Annotated in this window: 17 protein-coding genes; 6 read left to right on the top strand and 11 right to left on the bottom strand. The window is 48.2% G+C overall.

Annotated elements, in window-relative coordinates; all coding sequences use genetic code 11:
* Window positions 1-2: 2 nt before the first annotated feature.
* The gene (locus C7R94_RS17690) at window positions 3-1,091 is read right to left on the bottom strand and encodes a saccharopine dehydrogenase family protein (RefSeq protein ID WP_106783341.1); all 1,089 of its coding nucleotides are present in this window, start codon (window positions 1,089-1,091) and stop codon (window positions 3-5) included.
* Window positions 1,088-2,485 carry an MFS transporter gene (locus C7R94_RS17685; RefSeq protein WP_106783339.1) on the bottom strand — a complete coding sequence of 466 codons (1,398 nt, stop codon included), beginning with the start codon at window positions 2,483-2,485 and terminating at the stop codon, window positions 1,088-1,090. The genes C7R94_RS17690 and C7R94_RS17685 overlap by 4 nt, the downstream gene beginning before the upstream one ends.
* Window positions 2,486-2,620: 135 nt before the next feature.
* Between C7R94_RS17685 and C7R94_RS17680 the strand changes: the two genes are divergently transcribed.
* Window positions 2,621-3,709 (top strand): response regulator transcription factor, encoded by a 1,089-nt coding sequence (locus C7R94_RS17680; RefSeq protein ID WP_106783336.1) that lies wholly within the window; start codon window positions 2,621-2,623, stop codon window positions 3,707-3,709.
* A gap of 120 nt (window positions 3,710-3,829) precedes the next feature.
* Here the strand turns inward: C7R94_RS17680 and C7R94_RS17675 are convergent, their stop codons facing one another.
* Window positions 3,830-4,936, bottom strand: a complete 1,107-nt coding sequence (locus C7R94_RS17675) for a threonine aldolase family protein (protein ID WP_047074590.1) — start codon at window positions 4,934-4,936, stop codon at window positions 3,830-3,832.
* Window positions 4,937-5,006: 70 nt separating this feature from the next.
* On the bottom strand, window positions 5,007-5,573 hold the full coding sequence (locus C7R94_RS17670; protein ID WP_106783334.1) for a bifunctional transcriptional activator/DNA repair enzyme AdaA: 567 nt from the start codon (window positions 5,571-5,573) through the stop codon (window positions 5,007-5,009).
* Between the two features lie 172 nt (window positions 5,574-5,745).
* Between C7R94_RS17670 and C7R94_RS17665 the strand changes: the two genes are divergently transcribed.
* The 3 genes from C7R94_RS17665 (at window position 5,746) to C7R94_RS17655 (ending at window position 8,171) form a co-directional block, all read left to right on the top strand.
* Entirely contained in the window at window positions 5,746-6,678 is a 933-nt protein-coding gene (locus C7R94_RS17665) for a DNA-3-methyladenine glycosylase 2 (protein ID WP_106783332.1), read from the top strand.
* A 19-nt stretch (window positions 6,679-6,697) separates the two neighbouring features.
* A complete protein-coding gene (locus C7R94_RS17660) occupies window positions 6,698-7,816 on the top strand; it encodes a deoxyribonuclease IV (RefSeq protein ID WP_047074595.1) in 1,119 nt (372 codons plus the stop codon).
* 82 nt (window positions 7,817-7,898) lie between these two features.
* Window positions 7,899-8,171 carry an Ada metal-binding domain-containing protein gene (locus C7R94_RS17655; protein ID WP_106783330.1) on the top strand — a complete coding sequence of 91 codons (273 nt, stop codon included), beginning with the start codon at window positions 7,899-7,901 and terminating at the stop codon, window positions 8,169-8,171.
* Here the strand turns inward: C7R94_RS17655 and C7R94_RS17650 are convergent.
* The 3 genes from C7R94_RS17650 to C7R94_RS17640 form a co-directional block, all read right to left on the bottom strand.
* Window positions 8,160-8,558 (bottom strand): hypothetical protein, encoded by a 399-nt coding sequence (locus C7R94_RS17650; protein ID WP_233220589.1) that lies wholly within the window; start codon window positions 8,556-8,558, stop codon window positions 8,160-8,162. The two genes, C7R94_RS17655 and C7R94_RS17650, sit on opposite strands and share 12 nt — an antisense overlap.
* Window positions 8,559-8,568: 10 nt before the next feature.
* Window positions 8,569-9,348 carry a cyclase family protein gene (locus tag C7R94_RS17645; RefSeq protein WP_106783326.1) on the bottom strand — a complete coding sequence of 260 codons (780 nt, stop codon included), beginning with the start codon at window positions 9,346-9,348 and terminating at the stop codon, window positions 8,569-8,571.
* A gap of 137 nt (window positions 9,349-9,485) precedes the next feature.
* A complete protein-coding gene (locus C7R94_RS17640) occupies window positions 9,486-10,289 on the bottom strand; it encodes a MerR family transcriptional regulator (RefSeq protein ID WP_106783323.1) in 804 nt (267 codons plus the stop codon).
* Window positions 10,290-10,382: 93 nt separating this feature from the next.
* Between C7R94_RS17640 and C7R94_RS17635 the strand changes: the two genes are divergently transcribed.
* Complete coding sequence (locus C7R94_RS17635) at window positions 10,383-11,390, top strand: alpha/beta fold hydrolase (protein ID WP_106783321.1); 1,008 nt, start codon at window positions 10,383-10,385, stop codon at window positions 11,388-11,390.
* Window positions 11,391-11,430: 40 nt separating this feature from the next.
* Here C7R94_RS17635 and C7R94_RS17630 read toward each other — a convergent pair whose 3' ends face one another.
* The 3 genes from C7R94_RS17630 to C7R94_RS17620 all read right to left on the bottom strand — a co-directional run bounded on the left by C7R94_RS17630 (window position 11,431) and on the right by C7R94_RS17620 (window position 15,134).
* A complete protein-coding gene (locus tag C7R94_RS17630; RefSeq protein WP_106783319.1) occupies window positions 11,431-13,035 on the bottom strand; it encodes a HEAT repeat domain-containing protein in 1,605 nt (534 codons plus the stop codon).
* 103 nt (window positions 13,036-13,138) lie between these two features.
* Window positions 13,139-14,545, bottom strand: a complete 1,407-nt coding sequence (locus tag C7R94_RS17625) for an alpha/beta hydrolase (RefSeq protein WP_106783317.1) — start codon at window positions 14,543-14,545, stop codon at window positions 13,139-13,141.
* Window positions 14,546-14,675: 130 nt separating this feature from the next.
* Window positions 14,676-15,134: a MarR family winged helix-turn-helix transcriptional regulator gene (locus C7R94_RS17620; RefSeq protein WP_047074607.1), complete on the bottom strand. Its 459-nt coding sequence runs from the start codon at window positions 15,132-15,134 to the stop codon at window positions 14,676-14,678.
* A 132-nt stretch (window positions 15,135-15,266) separates the two neighbouring features.
* Between C7R94_RS17620 and C7R94_RS17615 the strand changes: the two genes are divergently transcribed.
* A complete protein-coding gene (locus tag C7R94_RS17615; RefSeq protein ID WP_106783315.1) occupies window positions 15,267-15,818 on the top strand; it encodes a dihydrofolate reductase family protein in 552 nt (183 codons plus the stop codon).
* Window positions 15,819-15,880: 62 nt separating this feature from the next.
* Here the strand turns inward: C7R94_RS17615 and C7R94_RS17610 are convergent, their stop codons facing one another.
* Entirely contained in the window at window positions 15,881-16,642 is a 762-nt protein-coding gene (locus C7R94_RS17610) for an exodeoxyribonuclease III (RefSeq protein ID WP_106783312.1), read from the bottom strand.
* Between the last annotated feature and the right edge of the window lie 171 nt (window positions 16,643-16,813).

Here is a 16,813-nt window from a genome sequence, read left to right as displayed (position 1 = left end):
TATCATAGACCGGCTTCCCTGACAAAAATGGTCAGTGATGCTTCCTGCTCCAGCCAAAATCTCATTTTTTCTAATGAAAACAGTTGTTCCATGTGGTGGACTCCTGGAGGAAACGCTTCTTTATATAGCGATTTTGCTACGGCAGCCGCCACCATTGCGGTCATGTTTGACTGATCGCGCCCGTAAAGCAGACACTCTACTGTAGCCTCGTCAGCTCCCCGTTTTCCTCGTGCTTCTACTTTAATGGCAAACCGATCATCCCCCATTTTCCAATGCCCAAACGCTTTAATCACGGCTTCCCGTACTTTTGGTTGATGGAGTAATCGGCAAATTCCAATACTCCGAAGGGTCGCCACTACTCTCGTCATCCCATCCAGATCAAAACAAAGTCGCGTAGATACTGTGGGGACACCCAAGGTGCGCGCCAATGTCTGCTGATCGGAAAACGGAAATCGATACGCATGCTTTTTCCCCAGCTCCGGCCCAAAATCAACGACCTTGCCCTCTGTCATGCTCTCTACGGTCACTCGCTGATGCTTGTTCATCACCTCGTAGCTCGTACACAAGTTATCGACAGTCCATTCAATCGCGGCCTTCCCGTGCCGATCACCAAGACCAAGCATAATGAATATGTCCAGCTCATTCACCTGCTCCAGCAAGCGATGAGCTTCCCCTGCGAGCAGGTTGGTCAGTCCTGGCGCCAGTCCTACACTGAGCACGGCGGTTCCCATGTCCTTCGTTTCAGTCTGTCTCCCCCATTGCTCGATTTGCGTCAAAAAATGGCCAGTCGCTGAAATATCGAGATAATGCGTTCCATTCCGCAAACACCCTTCCACAAAAGCCGTATCCGTCTGATCCAGACACATGACCACCAGCTTTACTTTTTCCAGCATACTTTGGTCCAACGGCTTGTGAATATCGAGTTGCAGCGGCAGCACCTTCCCATCTGCTTGTCGGCAAAATGCTTCAGCCTTCTCCAAGCTGCGTCCGGCTGCATACACCCATCCCGGATATGCGTTACCCAAATCCTTGCATATGGTTGCCCCTACATGACCGTACCCTCCGACGACCACAATTCGATCCTTGCTCATACTTTCTCCACCTCTGCGTCTTTCTTTTTTTGCCGCTCCAGACGACCCGCATACCACCATACAAATAAACCGCTCAAGCAAATCAGGCCCCCTGCTTCAAAAACCGCACGATACGCATCGATCGTCGGCTGCGCAGCTTGGCTCGAATCGCCGTTCATCATGCCCAGTCCCAACGCTGCGCCGACTACCATCCCTGCATTCCTCGTCAAGGCGATCATGCCTCCGATCGCGCCCGCATGCTCCATCGGGACGTGGCGCATGATGTAGCTGTTGTTGGGCGAAGCAATCAGCCCCATACCTGCCCCTGTCAAAGCCAGTACCGCGATGATTTCCACCGTAGATAATGCCTCTAGCCAGATCGCCAAGACGGTCATCCCTGCCCCCATCGCACCAAGACCTGCAAAAATGAGGGGCCGTACCCGATAGCGGTCTGAAGCCCAGCCACTAAAAGGACCGGTCAGCGCCAGCAGCAGTGGGTAAGCAGTCATCATATACCCTGCCGTCAGAGGGGAAACATGCGCCTGATCAAGCAAGTAGAACGGCAGGACAACCAGTACGAGATTCGCAAGCACAAACGAAGTGAAGCTAATAAACAGTCCACTGGACACAGCTGATAGGCGAAAGACCGCCATGGGTAGAAACGGCACTGACTGTCCCCGTTCCCACCAGACGAACGCCCATGCCAAGACGAGTACACCCCCAATAAGAATGAGCATCCCTTCTGAAGCCCAGCCCCACCTGTTTCCATTGGAGATCGCGGTAATGACTAAGCTGACCAGTAGCATGAACAGACCTGCCCCAACGAGATCAAGTGAACGGGTCCTCCTCGTCTGCTCTAGGGAAGGAATGTAACGAAAAGCCAGCCCCGTAGCCAGTATCGCTACAGGAACATGAATCAGAAACAGCCACTCCCAGCTCAACCACGACGCGATCATCCCACCTGCAATCGGCCCGGTCATGCCGCCAAGCGCAACAGCTGTACTCATGATCCCCATTGCCCTTCCCCGCATTTCTTTTGGGAGCAAAATCGCAATGAGCGCGATATTGGTCGCCTGGAACATAGCCGCTCCGATGGCTTGCACGATTCGAAGCATGAGCAGCATCGTGATCGTCGTCGAAAATGCCACCAAGACAGAGCTTACCGTGAACAGCAGGAAGCCGTAATTGTGCAGCACACGATGCCCGTATCGATCTCCCAGCTTGCCCATGAAAGGAAGAAAAGACGCAATGACAAGCAAATAACCCGTTGTAATCCATTGTGCGATCGCCAGCTCCGTCTGGAAAATGTATGTGAACTGAGGAAGCGAGACATTGACAATCCCCGCCGTAAAATGAGACAGGAATGCACCCAGACAAATCGCGATCATCATGAAAAAGCGCTGCCGCTGGCTCATATGGTCTTTCCAACTCCTCACGAATCTTGTAAATTTAGACTAAGAATTATTCTCAATTATAGAGAGGATCGAGGAGAGCACCATCCCACAAAGCTGGGATTTTCCTTTTGCCAATAGACGCACAGGAGAATGCAGATGAACACAAATCAGGAAGCGAGCAAACGAAAAGTGATGGCACTGGCTGAACGCTTTTCTGACTCCTCACAAAACTATCGGACAGCGCTCTTGCAGCTATTGCGAGAGTTCGTCCCTTTTGACGGGGCCTGCTGTACTGCCGTTGATCCGCAAACACTTTTGTCCACCGGGGCCATTACAGAAGACGGGGTGGAAGCCATTCATCATGGTATTTTTGAGCATGAATACTTGCGCGAGGACTTCAACCGGTATGATGATTTGTGCAAAGCAGCTGAGCCTGTCGCGACGCTGAGTGAGGCGACCGAGGGCCACCTTGAACGAAGTGACCGCTATCGCAATGTGCTGCTTCCCGCCGGGTTTCATGATGAAATGCGTGCTGCCCTCAAGTACGACGGTGCATGCTGGGGCTATTTAACGTTGTTTCGATCCCAGGGGCGTGCCTTTTTTTCAGATCCAGAACGTGAATGTATTTTGGCTTTGGCTCCGTTGATTGCTTATCAGTTGCGAAAGACGAGTCTGTCCTTACCCACTGAGGAGAATACGTGGATGGAAGAAGAGATGGGGATATTGATGCTGTCGGATCAATTCACCTTGCTCGCTGCCAATCCCACAGCGGAAAAATGGCTGACCCTGCTGCGCCAATGGGAGTCGATTGATCGCAATACCTTGCCCCGACCAGTGCGAGCGGTTTGTTCGCGGGCACTTTCCAATCCGGCAGAAGCAGGTCACACGACATCCATGGCAAAAGTCTGCATTCGCATGCCAAATGGCCCTTACATGACGATTCAGGCAAGCCCCATGAACAGTCAAAGCAGTACGATCCACTTGGCTGTTTTGTTCGGTCCCGCAAAACCTGCTGATATGCTGCCACTCATCGCCGAAGCATACGGATTGTCTGTACGGGAGAAGCAAATACTCGACCGGATTGTCCGCGGCGCTTCCACGAAGGAGCTCGCACGCACACTGCACATCTCCGCCTATACGGTTCAGGATCATTTGAAGTCCATCTTCCTAAAAACCGGGGTATCCAGCAGACGAGAGCTGATCTGGCAATTGTTTACCCGATTTGGCGTACAGGCGAACCAGTGAAAACCTAGCCAAAATCAAAAGCCCCCTTCTTACAGCATTCGCTGCCAGAAAGGGGCTATTAGCTATCATTCGGTTCCTTTCTCTTCTTTTCGGAAACATTCGCGCCCGAAATCGATTCATTTACTCAGCTTTTGATTTCTGCTCCCCTATTTTCTGATGCAGCTTTTCGAATGCCAATGCCAACTCTTCCTTCGGGATCATCGCATACCGATCACCAATACTTACCTCATAGGAGCTAGAAGATTCGTCCTCCTGTCTGACATAATGGGTGAAGCCAATCCCTGTCTCTTCACTAAGTGAGAGCAAGATACGCTCGAGCTCTTCTTTCGGCAAATCTGCGTGCACATGAAACATGTTGGATACAGGCACGGCCGGTCTCGTGGATATCCCCTGGCATTGGTTGTACAATCCCGCCAGCTCTTTTGCATGCTCGTAATATTGACTGAATTTATGCTTTCTCTGCTCAAAATGGTATTCTGCCGTGACAATATACGGGTACAAACTAATCAGGTCACCGCCATGGCGTCTTTTCCATACCTTCGATTGCTTCGTGAATTCTTCATTCCCAGCCAGGATCGCTCCAGCGATTCCGCCTATTCCTTTGTAAAAGGATATGTACACGCTATCAAACAACGCGCATACCTCATCGGCAGACTTCTGATAAAACGGCAGGATTTCCAGAAGCCGGGCGCCATCTAGATGCAGCCGAATTCCTTTTTCCCGACAATAACGGGAAATCGCCTCCAAATCCTCATACGCGGGCAGTTGTCCGCCAATCTCACGCTGTGGCAATTCCAGCAACAGGCACGCGATATCGTCGTCCATGCCGAGAACATCGTCCAGCTCAATCACTCTGTCCTTATCGGCCAGCAAGACAGCCTCGATTTGATGCAGCTCCTTCAGCCCATCTTCCTCGTGGATCTCCAAGTGGCAGAGCGGATGATAGGCGACCTTTTTGATTCCTTTCTCATCGCACCAGATGCGTAGCGCGATTTGTTGGGCCATCGTACCGCTGGGAAAGAATACGGCGGACTCTTTACCCAAATATTCGGCCATCTTTTGTTGGAAATTCTCGATGAGTTCGCCTGTTCCGTACATATCGCCCTCCACATTCCCATCCACCCTGGATAGGACCTGCTGCAATTGGTGGAGGTCTCTCTTGCTGTGCCCGGCGATTTGATAAGTGGTCTGTTTAAATACTTCTCGCAAGGTTTTCGTATCGTTCATCTTGGCAGGACTCCTTTTGTGTCTCATCTTCAATGCTTCTTACTCCTAAAGATATCATTTCAGAAGCAGCTTATGTCGTTTGTTGTTTGATGTACAATTGGCGATATTCACTCGGTGTCTTGCCCGTCATTTTTTTAAATAACGTGATAAAATACGGCGTATTCGGCATTCCTACCATTTGCGCAACATCCGCGATCTGGTTGTTCGAATGAGCCAGCAGCTCTCGCGCCCGTTCTATCCGCTTTTTCTGGATGTACTCCACGGGCGTCATATCCATGAGTCGCTTAAACGTTCGCTGCAAATGAAACGGACTCCCATGGCACATATCAGCTAAATGCTCCAACGTCAGCTTTTCGTTATAATGGGAATCAATGTACTGTGTAATTTGTGCCACCCACTCACGATCAGGCAATCTCTCTCCCGTTGGCTTGCAGCGTTTACACGGGCGAAATTCTTCCCGAAGGGCTTGGCTTGCATTTTGGAAAACCCGCACATTCTCCCTCTTCGGCGGCTTCGACTTGCACGACGGTCTACAAAAGATCTTCGTCGTTTTTACCGCATAAAAAAATTGATCATCGTAAGACGCATCATTATGAATAATAGCCTGCCATCGCTCATCGGTTACCCGTTCCTCCAAGACATGTCATCTCCTTTGCCATAGCCGTTTTCGAATCGCTTGCTCTTACCGACAGTATACCCCCACGCTATGTGATCCGTACTGCTAGAAGATTAAAATAGCAAAATAACGAAATGACAGTCCCGCTTATCTTGTTATAAAACTAGGAGGAAGTCAGACAGGAGGTTTTCACATGACAAGCGGTCTATCCCCCTCGGCTTGGGTCGATAATAGAGAAGAAATAATTTTGTCCATACCTGCGGAATTCAGTTTTTCGCAAAATCTTCACTACTTGTCCAGAGCATCCAACGAATGCATGTTTCACATTCAAAACGGGCGCCTCTACAAAGCTATCTCGATGGAACAAGATCCACAAGTGGTCGAAATTCACGCAGATACCGATCAAGGATTAACTGTGCGTTTTCTAAATCCTTCGCTCCCCAATGAAAAAGTACGAACAGAAGTAGCACGTTATGTGCGAGACTGGTTCGATCTGGACAGGGATCTCGTTCCGTTTTATGAGCTTGCCGCAGGAGATGCTCTTCTTAAGCAGGCTGTTGAAAAGTTTTACGGGCTGCGGACCATGGGTATTCCCGACCTGTTTGAAGCGCTCAGTTGGGGAATCATTGGACAACAAATTAACCTGACCTATGCGTACACCCTCAAGCGGCGGTTGGTAGAGACGTTCGGAAAAAGAGTAGAGCTCGAAGGACAGACGTATTGGCTTTTTCCCACAGCGGAAAAAATCGCCGGATTGACCGTCGCTGATCTGGATGGCTTGCGCATGACGACCAAGAAATGCGAGTATTTGATTGACGTCGCACAACTCATCGTTGAAGGGAAACTATCGAAAGAGCTATTATGGGACGGAGGAGATTATCAAACCGCGGAGAAACGTTTGACCAGCATCCGCGGGATTGGACCGTGGACGGCCAACTATGTGCTCATGCGCTGTCTGCGAATGCCCTCTGCTTTTCCCATTGATGATGTCGGCTTGCACAATGCGATCAAATTTTTACTAGGCAAAGAAAAAAAGCCGACCAAAGCAGAAATACGAGAGCTGTCCAAGGCTTGGACGAATTGGGAGTCGTACGCTACTTTTTATTTATGGCGTTTTCTTTATTAATCAAAGGAGGTTCTATCCTATGCTAAAAATAGGTTCCCACGTATCATTCTCCGGTAAGGGACTGCTGAATGCCGCCCAAGAAGCAGCTTCTTACGGCTCGAGTACCTTTATGATCTACACAGGTGCACCGCAAAATACCCGCCGCAAACCGATCGAGGACCAGTACATTACGGAAGGCAAAGAAGTAATGGCGAAGCAAGGCGTGGATGAAATTGTGGTACATGCCCCGTACATTATTAACCTGGGGTCTTACAAGGACGATACCTATGAGCTCGCTGTCCGCTTTCTGCAAGAAGAGATTCGCCGGACCGACTACATTGGCGTCAAAAATATCGTTCTGCACCCTGGTGCTTACACAGACAAGGACGCGGAGTACGGCATCGCCCGGATCGCGGAAGGCTTGAATGAGGTTTTGACAGGCGTCAAAGACACCGACGTGAAAATCGCGTTAGAGACTATGGCGGGCAAAGGGACAGAAATCGGTCGCAGCTTTGAGGAAATCGCCGCCATCATCGAGAAAGTAGAAGACAACAGCAGGCTGACCGTCTGCATGGATACTTGCCACATTCACGACGCTGGCTATGATATCGTCAACGACTTCGACGGTGTCCTGGAACAGTTTGACCGGACAATTGGCTTGGATCGTCTCGCCGTCGTTCACTTGAATGACAGCAAAAACTTCCGCGGGGCAGGCAAAGACCGCCATGCGCCAATCGGTGCGGGACTCATCGGCTTTGATGCGATGAATTACATCGTGAACCACGAGAAAATCCGCCACCTGCCGCTTGTACTGGAGACACCTTGGATCAGCAAGGAAAAAGGCAACGAGCGTCCGATGTACGAGGCTGAAATCGCCCTCCTGCGCGGGGAAGTGGACAAGCGCTTCGGCGACGAATTCATGGACCATGTGGAGCGCCTCGATTTCTTTTTCCGCAAACAAGATGTCACCAGACGCGAGTATGTGGTTGGGATTTGGGAGCTGCTCAAAAACGACGCGAAGGCAAAGAAAGCCGATGGCCGCGAGCCGATGGAGCGTCTGTACGATATGGTGAAGGAAGCGAGATTGTTCCCAGAGCTCACCGAAGAGCAGATCAACCACCGTTTGACTGCCTACTTCGCGATTCCGAAATTCTCATAAGGTAAAAATCCATGTAGGCTTGCTGTGGCTTCCTCCTGTTGAAGTGAATGTACTGACACCAACCCATAAAGGAGGAAGCCACATGCCTGCCAAAACTTACACCCTGCTGGGAGCCGATCGCCAGTTTTATAAAAGCAGTACACCTGGTACATTTGGCGGCTACAGACCAGGCAAAATATATGGCCGACTGGATTGTCCATCTGCCACCAGAGCCATTACGCGAGGCGGTTATGTGCGCCATCGCGTATTTTTTGCAGACGAAGCTACCGCTATTGCTGCGGGGTATCGGCCTTGTGCTGTTTGTTTACGAGAGAAATATTTGTTGTGGAAAGCCCTTCCCCCTTCAAGGTTCTAGAACACCTGCAGGGATTCGAAAGAGTACATAGTTGCCCGTCCACATTTGTGACGTAATGATCATCTTCTCTTTCCCCCGTTCAAAAAAGTATCCGGCCCCTTCTTGTTGGATAAAGGTCCAGCCTTTTTCTGTCACTGCTCGTTTCATAGCATCTGCCGCTGAAGCCTCATTCGCTTGCGGCCCATACCCATACCAATCGACGTTTTCCTCCGTGGTCAATTTGACAATGGTTCCCGTGTTTTCACCCAACAGCTCCGTTACTTCTCTTTTGGACTTGGATTCGAATGGCAATGCAGGATGCCAGATCAGCGAAACATACGCGATCATGATGAAACAAAGGCCCAAGAAGAAGAATAGGAGGAACAGAACTTTCGCTCTCTTGTTCATGCCCATACAACTACTCCTCTTCCTCAAAAATCGCGACAGGGCGCGCCCATCCCGCACTCGCTCCTTTCACTTTTACAGGAAACACAGATACGGTAAATCCGTAGGGCCTAGGCAATTGCTCCAGATTCGCCAGTTTTTCAATTTGGCAATACTCTTTCTCTTTTCCCACATAGTGAGCCGCCCATAAAACGCCATCGCGTGGATTTTGCTTATAATCAGCGGCTTGAACGGAAAATGGGATATCCCATCCCCACCCATCGGTTCCCATGACCTTGATTCCTTGATCAATCAGCCAATGTGTCGCTTCGGCGGATACTCCCGCATGTGATTGAAAATAGTGCTCTTCATAGTATCTTTTATCCGCGTCCGTCCTGATCAGGACAATATCGAACGGTTTCAGTTCGTATTGGATTTGTGAGAGCTTCTGTTTTACATCATTCACCGTGATCTCATAGCCAGACGGCTTTTCACTAAAATTAAGCAGGACACCATCCCCGTAGAACCACTCCAACGGCAACTGATCAATCGTTTTCGCCGGCTCTCCCTCAGAAGTAGGCCAGTAATGCCAAGGCGCATCGACATGTGTCCCTGTATGTGTCGTGAGTGTCACCGTTTCACTCGCCCAAGCCTTCTGTTCGGGAAAATCCGTTGGTTGCAATCCGAAGTACTGCGCGGCTTGGACAGCCCCTTCTTCATGACTACTATATTGAATCTCAGGTGGAAACGGTTCTTTTGCCAGACGATCAAGAGGCACACTCAGATCAATGAACCGACGTGCTTTTCTATTCATAGCTGGATTCCCTTCTTTCCTATTTGGAATTTTCTGTATCCTCGATCAACCTTACTGTACTATCTGCCCTCCACCAGCGTCAAATGAACACAAGCAAAAGGCCAGTACCTCTTCGTCTATACAGGTACTGGCCTTCTTCAGGGGGATTCAATTGGAATTTGTACTTCTACATACATATCGCCCCCGTGTGGGGATTGCAGATAGTTTTCTCTGCCTGGCTGATCTTGTTTGATCCGGTATTGATTGCGCTCTATCCATTTTGCCAAGTCAATACAGGCCGTAGAAGGAACGAATGGCTCTACACGTTGAACCAGGGTGGCCATCATCGGCTCCTCTGGCAGCATACGTATTGCCAGCATGTCGGATGGCAAGGAAATGTCCTGTTTGAGTACATAGCCGATCTCCAATTCGAATGCCGTCTCGTCTCGCTCCGACTCCTTCCACAAAACGATGGGAGAAAGCATCCCTCTCTGCTGCTTCCCTGCATAATGAGCCAGCCGATCGAAAAGCATCGGCAGCTCTTCTACCGTACCTTCTGAACGGAACGAAACAACTTTTTGGGCTTCGACTCGTTTAAAGACAACCTCTTGTTCTACGTACCCCTTTTGCTCGATCGAGAGCAGACGCTCCTTGATTCGATTCAAACGTGCTTGCTCCACCTCAAGAAGCTGTTCCATTTCCCTTTCTTTTTGCCTGAATATGCCTTGCATTTGCTCCAAGGACATCTCTTCATGCAGCAATTGCTGAATTTGTTGCAACGTAAAACCCAAGTCCTTGTACATGAGGATTCGATTGAGTGTAACCAATTGTTCTGCTGCATAAAACCGATAGCCAGTCTCTTTGTCGATATTCGCTGGCTTCAAAATGCCAATTTGGTCATAAAAACGAAGCGTCTTTAGGGATACTCTGCTCAATCGGGAAAATTCACTGATCTTAAACATGGAAAAACCCCCAATCTATCATTCCCTTGACTTTCCCCTGTACGGGAACGTTTATAGTTGAAAAAAATCATGACTACAAAGGAGCAATGCGAGATGGATTACGACATTTTTCACTTGGGAGAGGTTCGCTTGCAGTCAGGCGTGACACTGCCTGCATTTATTGCTTACAAAACGTATGGTACGCTCAACGCCGCCAAGGATAACGTCATTATATTTCCTACATCGTTTGGAGACCAGCATTACCAAAACGAATGGCTCATCGGGGAAGATAAGGCTTTGAACCCGAATCAATATTTTATCATCATTCCCAATATGCTCGGCAACGGGCTATCGTCCTCACCGAGCAACACGGCAAGCCCGTATGATCAGGCCAATTTTCCACACGTTACGATCTACGATAATGTCGTACTTCAGCATCGACTCATTACGGAGAGGTTTGGCATCAAAAAAATTGCGTTGGCAACCGGTTGGTCGATGGGGGCCATCCAGGCTTTTCATTGGGCGGCGATCTACCCAGATATGGTCGAGAGATTGGCTCCTTTTGCCGGAACCGCAAAAACATGGCCGCATAACATCGTCTTGATCGAAGGCATCCGAGCAGCATTGCAGGCCGATGTAGCTTGGAATAACGGGCAGTATACAGCATCTCCAGAGGTTGGCCTGCGTACCTTGGGGCGCGTATATGCGAGTTGGGGGTTTTCACAGCCATTTTACCGCGAGGCATGCTATAAAGCTTTGGGCTATGAGACACTTTCCGAATTTATCTCGGGATTTTGGGAGGAAAGCTTTGTACCTTCGGATGCAAACGATTTGCTGGCGATGATGTGGACGTGGCAGCATGCCGACATTAGCCAAAATGATCAGTACAAGGGAGACTTTGAGGCAGCGTTACGAAGCATCCAGGCACGAACGGTTGTGATGCCTGTACGGACTGATTTGTATTTCACGCCAGAAGACAGTGAATATGAGACGAAGCACATCCCTAACGCTACCTTTAAGCCGATTGAATCAATCTGGGGACACTTGGCTGGGTTTGGACTTAACCCTGTCGATACCGAGTTTATTGATTCCACCTTAAAAGAACTATTAGGGACAGAATGAAATTACGAGGTAGTGGGACACCTATAATGGTGCCCCTTTGTTATTTTTTCGCAAGGAGTGACTCGACAGATTCAGCTATATCTTCCGGAAGAAACTTTCGAACTGCTTCAAGAATATGGATAATTTTCTCACGCTGTTCATCCTTTAATCGCAAATAGAACCTTCTATTATATCCATACAGCCAATGCTCGACATACAGGATTGCATCATCGCGTATTTCCTTTTCTTCCACAACACATGCCCGTAATAATAATGAAATACTGTCTGCCTTGTTGATCTTCGAAAATAAGAAGAGAATGTTTTTCTTCACATGAAGGCATACATCTTTTTCGAGCATCTCCCAGAGCATATCCGTATGACGAAGCTCCACCCGATCCGCTAGTATTTGTCTTGCTTCACGAGATGCGCTTCGTTTATCAGCTTGAAGCGCGCGGATAAAAATTTCGATGTGATCTTCCGGATTCAGCATAGCGAGTGCCTTCACGGCTGCTCTTTGTATTCGTTCATTTTCATGGCGCAAAAACGGGAGCATCCATTGATCATCTGCCCTCACACCCGTTTCCCCTACTCCCACAATCGCTATGGGTATCACATGTTCCTCGGTATCCACCAATTTTGCCCGATAGAAGGCAGCGAAATTGATATTTTTGTCTTTCAAATAAAACCGGGCCATTTCTCGGATCGATTTATGTCCATCAAGCAGTCCCGCAAGCAACGCATCAGTCGATTCCTCTGGAAAGCGATCCACATAAGCTTGTAGGGCCAGTTGGCGAATAGAAGGAAAAACGTCACGTCGGATTCGACCCAGCCATTTTCGCAGGCGCTCATTTTCGTCCTGTTTGCACATATGCCTAACCGTCTGGAGCCTGATCAAAGCATCCTTCTGAATCAAAGCCTCTGCAATGACCTCATCCGGATCGATATCAAGCAGGTTGATTGCCAAATCAAAGCAAAATCGCCGAACAACCGGGTCTTTTGAGTGAAAACCACTTCGCAACACGTCTCGATTATTTGGATGACGAAACATTGCGTCGATCTCCTCTAGGAAATCGGAGAACTTTTCACGGTTATAGTATGCGGACAAATGCTTCAACAAGAAAATCGATTCGAGAAAGTGTTTCACATAATTGGGACGGAATCTCAGCTTACATGCCTTAAACGCCAGATAACGAATTTTAGGCTGCCAATCATTCAAACGGATCAACAAAAAGGGAAGCTCCGCACCCGTAACCTGTTTTAACAACACTTCAATCGCCGCTTCTCTTACATAACCGTTACGATGAAAGCTGCAAATTCCGATGAAATTGAGGTCTGACTCATCGTTGATAGAAAAAGCACGAATATCCTCAGGTAACAATTCATGCCACGCTGCCAACTGGTTTCTATTTGAATAAGGGGTCAACCTCCGTAAGTATTGGTCCAAGCTAATGAAATCTTGTTTACGCAGGCGTGTGGTTATTTGATGGACAGCCGCAAGTGCTGCCTTTCGTACTTCTTCTCTTTTTTCCAAGGCAAATGGCAAGAGAAAGGTCAGTGTCATCATGCTTCCCAGCTTGCCCAAGGAGTGGAGAATTTCTACTTTCCTCTCATCCGATCTATATAATTCGTCAAAAAGGACTCGTTCCTCCGTCGTCATTTTTTTCATCCCGATCCTCCTACCCTATGAGTCAGTCAGTATCCCAAATCAGCACCAAAACTAGCTTACATCTCCACCCATTGCATGGCCCCTCTACAACACTGCAGGTACATCACTTCATCCTTATCGTAACATCTGGATAGCGCTCCACAACATCTAAATAGGAAGTATTTGGATCACCCTTGAGATTCCGGTCCATGAAGGCTAGCGATACTTCGTTAATAATGGTGTGATTGCGCCGCACTTCAGGACTAAGCGCGTCCATCAGTGGTGAATACAGAGGAAAATCTGTAAAGCTGAGATGCCCCGCCTGCCAGATATCCAACTCCACACCTGATTGAGCTAATACTCGCTCTCGCCGCCCTTCTTCAGCTAGTTTCATCTCCGGCGAATCCTCCATTTCTGGTAATTTGAAGCCTCCGTTCATAATCATCAGCGGTTTCGTTAACGGTTTGTCACGATCCTCACCGTACAAGTAGCCGTCCATATTAATACCTGCTTTAAATGCAGGATTTTTGTATAGAACATCCACCGCAGTTGCCCCCCCAAAGGAGTGACCGATGATGCCCACATTCGAAAAGTCAGCTCGATGGGCAAACGGACTCTCCGTTACACTTTCACTCATATCCATAAGCTGCTGAAGGGCAAATTCGATATCTTGCGTCTGCTCCTTGATAACGGGAATAGAAGCATGGTTCTGTACGTTGTATTCCATAGGGAGATGAGAGCTCGTATCTATGAAAGGAGCATAGCTGCCATCTGGATAAACAGACATCATCGCCGTCCCAGGATGCTCGACCGCGGCTATAATATAACCGTGGCTGGCTAATTCAATCGCTTGAAACGTATTCGTGAAGCGGCTACCTAGCATATTCCCGTGCGATAAGAAAATGATTGGTGCTTCTTTTAAGTCTGAAGCGAAGGAAGTTCCCGCGTAAGTATGCGTCTCCACCTGCTCGAGGTAACTCAATACTTTCCCAGAAAATCCGTACTGTTCCTCGATAGCTTTGGCAAACGCCGGCAGATTGGAAATGTATTTACCCGGAGTAGCAGAAGATGACGAATTAGTTGGATACCAGATCTGCACATTGATCTTTCTGGAATTCCCGTCACTCCCTATGCGAGAGTTGTCCGACCATGTGTAGGTAACCGTTCCTACTCGATAAGCGCCCGTCGGCCTCTCAAAGGAAAAGACAGGTAACATAAATGGCAGGCAAATGGCGAGTGCGCTGATCAGAAAAGCCGGCACACTGAGTAAAATAGACTTCTTCCATTCTCTATCCCTTATCGTGTTCCGGTAAGCCCTGGCTCCGTACATGCATAGGGCGATTAGAGCAACCAAATAAGCTAGACCCATTTGCCAACGCGCCTTTTCAAAAATCAGGTGAAACAGCCCTGTACTGACCAGCAAAATAGGCATTCCCCATAGAAATAGCCGCCCTGAAGCTTTCCGAGCCCAAATTAAGTACCACAATAAGCCTATAGCCATAATGACAAACACAACTTCAAAAATCCGCATAGTGAATCTGCCTCCTTCGCACAAATTATTAATGCATATTAATATTTAATTAAACTTAAATATTAGACGCAGGTTAGCCAGGACATTCGCCCGTTTCCTGATGCCCCAGCCGCTTACCCTTGTTTCGTACTTATTCAACTGTCTTCCGCGTCTGCTCTTCCTCAATAATTCTCCGAAACCTCAACATTATTTCCTTTAGCGCTACCAAATCTTCGTAAGGAAGCTTGGAATAGAAGCGCTCAATGATCGACAATTCAATCTTGCGGCTTGTTTCGATATAGTTCACTCCGGCAGTATCCAGCTCAACAAAAATTTCCCGGCGATTCCCGGGGTTAATCGAACGTTTGACTAACTGGCGCTTTTCCATCTTGTTCAACATTTGGCTGACTGCACTTGCCGTGATGTCCATTTGCTTTGCCAATTCACCAGTGAGCAGTCGACCGCGATCATGCAACAAGTTAATCATAATGATCTGGTTATTCGTAATCGTCTCATCCAGCACATCCGCGTATTCTTGCGTCAGCATCACCTGGCAAGCATACTCGATTTCGTTTAGCTCCCGGACAAAAGCGACGAGCTCTTCATTCATTTAACCACCGCCAATAATTAAGCTAACTTAACTATTAAAATAAACGATAATCTACGACTATGTCAATTCTAGTGTGTTCAAATCCCAGCTGTTTCACATAAAATGGAAGTACGAAAAAGGAGGGATCTCTGTATGGCTACCTTAACGTATCACGTTGCCGTTTCGCTAGACAATTTCATTGCCGATCAAGCCATGATGGACGGAAATATCGACAGCACTCTCTTTTTATTTGAGGGGGACCATGTACCCGACTTTTTATCTGAAATTCAGGAATATGATGCTGTGCTGATGGGCGCCAAAACCTACGAGTTTGGGTTTAAATTCGGTGCCAAGCCCGGCGAACCAGGCTATAAGGGAATCAAGCATTATATTTTCTCAAAATCCATGCAATTTGAATCCAATGCAGAAGTCGAGTTGGTCAAAGGCGATGCCATCGAATTTATCAAGAATCTCAAACAGCAAGAAAACGGCAAGCTGTGGCTATGTGGGGGCGGTGAATTGGCAGGAGCGTTACTGGCACATCAACTGATTGATCAATTAGTGCTGAAAGTGAATCCGGTGATGGTCGGGGAAGGTGTCCCTCTATTTGGAAGTGCGAAGCCACGTCTCAAACTCGAGTTAGTGGACATGAAACAGTACGCGAACGGCGTAACGAAGCCTACGTACAACATTGTTTATATATAGTTTTGCATACTAAGAGAAACGGGACCACATCATTCGGCCCCGTTTCTACCGGCATAGTATACTCACTCGATGGTCCCGAGCTCCAACACAACCGGACAATGATCGCTTCCCATTACCTGTGAGTCAATTCCCGCCCCAAGCAGCGATGGAGCCAATCTCTCAGACGCGAGGAAATAATCAATGCGCCACCCGATATTCCGCTCTCTCACTTTCGGCATGAAAGACCACCACGTATAGGCATCTGTCTGATCCGGATAAAAATATCGATAGGTATCCACAAACCCGGCTGCCAGCAAACTCGTCATCTTCCCACGCTCTTCAGGAGTAAAGCCAGAATTACCGCGATTGGACTTCGCATTTTTCAAATCAATCTCTTGATGGGCGACATTCAGGTCCCCACACACCACCACGGCCTTCTTCGCATCTAGCTCCAACAAGTAATTCCGAAACCGATCCTCCCATTCCAGCCGATAATCCAATCTTGATAGCTCACGCTTCGCATTCGGGGTATATACGGTGACCAGGTAAAAATCCTGGAACTCCAGCGTAATGACTCGTCCCTCAGGCTCATGGTCTTCTTCCAAGCCATAACGAACAGATAGTGGTTCCATTTTTGTAAAGACAGCCGTTCCGGAGTAACCCTTTTTCTCTGCGTAGTTCCAATATTGATGATACTCCTCGCCGATCTCCATCTCGATTTGACCTTCTTGCAGCTTCGTTTCCTGCAAGCAAAATATATCGGCGTTCACTTTATTGAAGTACTCATAGAAACCTTTGTTCACACATGCCCGAAGTCCATTTACATTCCAAGAAACCAATTTCATCATCGCTAATCTCCTTGTCGCTATTCGTTAGATTCCATGGTACACTATCTTTGTTTTCAATTATAGGAGGTTACGATGATGGACATTGCAATGGGCATCGCATTCATGAGACTTCGTTAAAATCGCCAACACCCCATGTAGGCTCAGCCATTTTCAAAAACGGAATGGTAT

The sequence above is a fragment of the Brevibacillus sp. NRRL NRS-603 genome, from assembly GCF_003013445.1.
Lineage (GTDB): Bacteria > Bacillota > Bacilli > Brevibacillales > Brevibacillaceae > Brevibacillus > Brevibacillus formosus.
The sequence above is the reverse complement of the archived record's forward strand: the minus strand, read 5'-3'. Positions and strand labels throughout refer to the sequence as shown.

Coding starts and splice junctions, on each gene's coding strand:
- C7R94_RS17690 (WP_106783341.1), bottom strand. CDS start 1,091: ATGAGCAAGGATCGAATTGTGGTCGTCGGAGGGTACGGTCATGTAGGG.
- C7R94_RS17685 (WP_106783339.1), bottom strand. CDS start 2,485: ATGAGCCAGCGGCAGCGCTTTTTCATGATGATCGCGATTTGTCTGGGT.
- C7R94_RS17680 (WP_106783336.1), top strand. CDS start 2,621: ATGAACACAAATCAGGAAGCGAGCAAACGAAAAGTGATGGCACTGGCT.
- C7R94_RS17675 (WP_047074590.1), bottom strand. CDS start 4,936: ATGAACGATACGAAAACCTTGCGAGAAGTATTTAAACAGACCACTTAT.
- C7R94_RS17665 (WP_106783332.1), top strand. CDS start 5,746: ATGACAAGCGGTCTATCCCCCTCGGCTTGGGTCGATAATAGAGAAGAA.
- C7R94_RS17660 (WP_047074595.1), top strand. CDS start 6,698: ATGCTAAAAATAGGTTCCCACGTATCATTCTCCGGTAAGGGACTGCTG.
- C7R94_RS17655 (WP_106783330.1), top strand. CDS start 7,899: ATGCCTGCCAAAACTTACACCCTGCTGGGAGCCGATCGCCAGTTTTAT.
- C7R94_RS17650 (WP_233220589.1), bottom strand. CDS start 8,558: ATGAACAAGAGAGCGAAAGTTCTGTTCCTCCTATTCTTCTTCTTGGGC.
- C7R94_RS17645 (WP_106783326.1), bottom strand. CDS start 9,348: ATGAATAGAAAAGCACGTCGGTTCATTGATCTGAGTGTGCCTCTTGAT.
- C7R94_RS17640 (WP_106783323.1), bottom strand. CDS start 10,289: ATGTTTAAGATCAGTGAATTTTCCCGATTGAGCAGAGTATCCCTAAAG.
- C7R94_RS17635 (WP_106783321.1), top strand. CDS start 10,383: ATGGATTACGACATTTTTCACTTGGGAGAGGTTCGCTTGCAGTCAGGC.
- C7R94_RS17630 (WP_106783319.1), bottom strand. CDS start 13,035: ATGAAAAAAATGACGACGGAGGAACGAGTCCTTTTTGACGAATTATAT.
- C7R94_RS17625 (WP_106783317.1), bottom strand. CDS start 14,545: ATGCGGATTTTTGAAGTTGTGTTTGTCATTATGGCTATAGGCTTATTG.
- C7R94_RS17620 (WP_047074607.1), bottom strand. CDS start 15,134: ATGAATGAAGAGCTCGTCGCTTTTGTCCGGGAGCTAAACGAAATCGAG.
- C7R94_RS17615 (WP_106783315.1), top strand. CDS start 15,267: ATGGCTACCTTAACGTATCACGTTGCCGTTTCGCTAGACAATTTCATT.
- C7R94_RS17610 (WP_106783312.1), bottom strand. CDS start 16,642: ATGAAATTGGTTTCTTGGAATGTAAATGGACTTCGGGCATGTGTGAAC.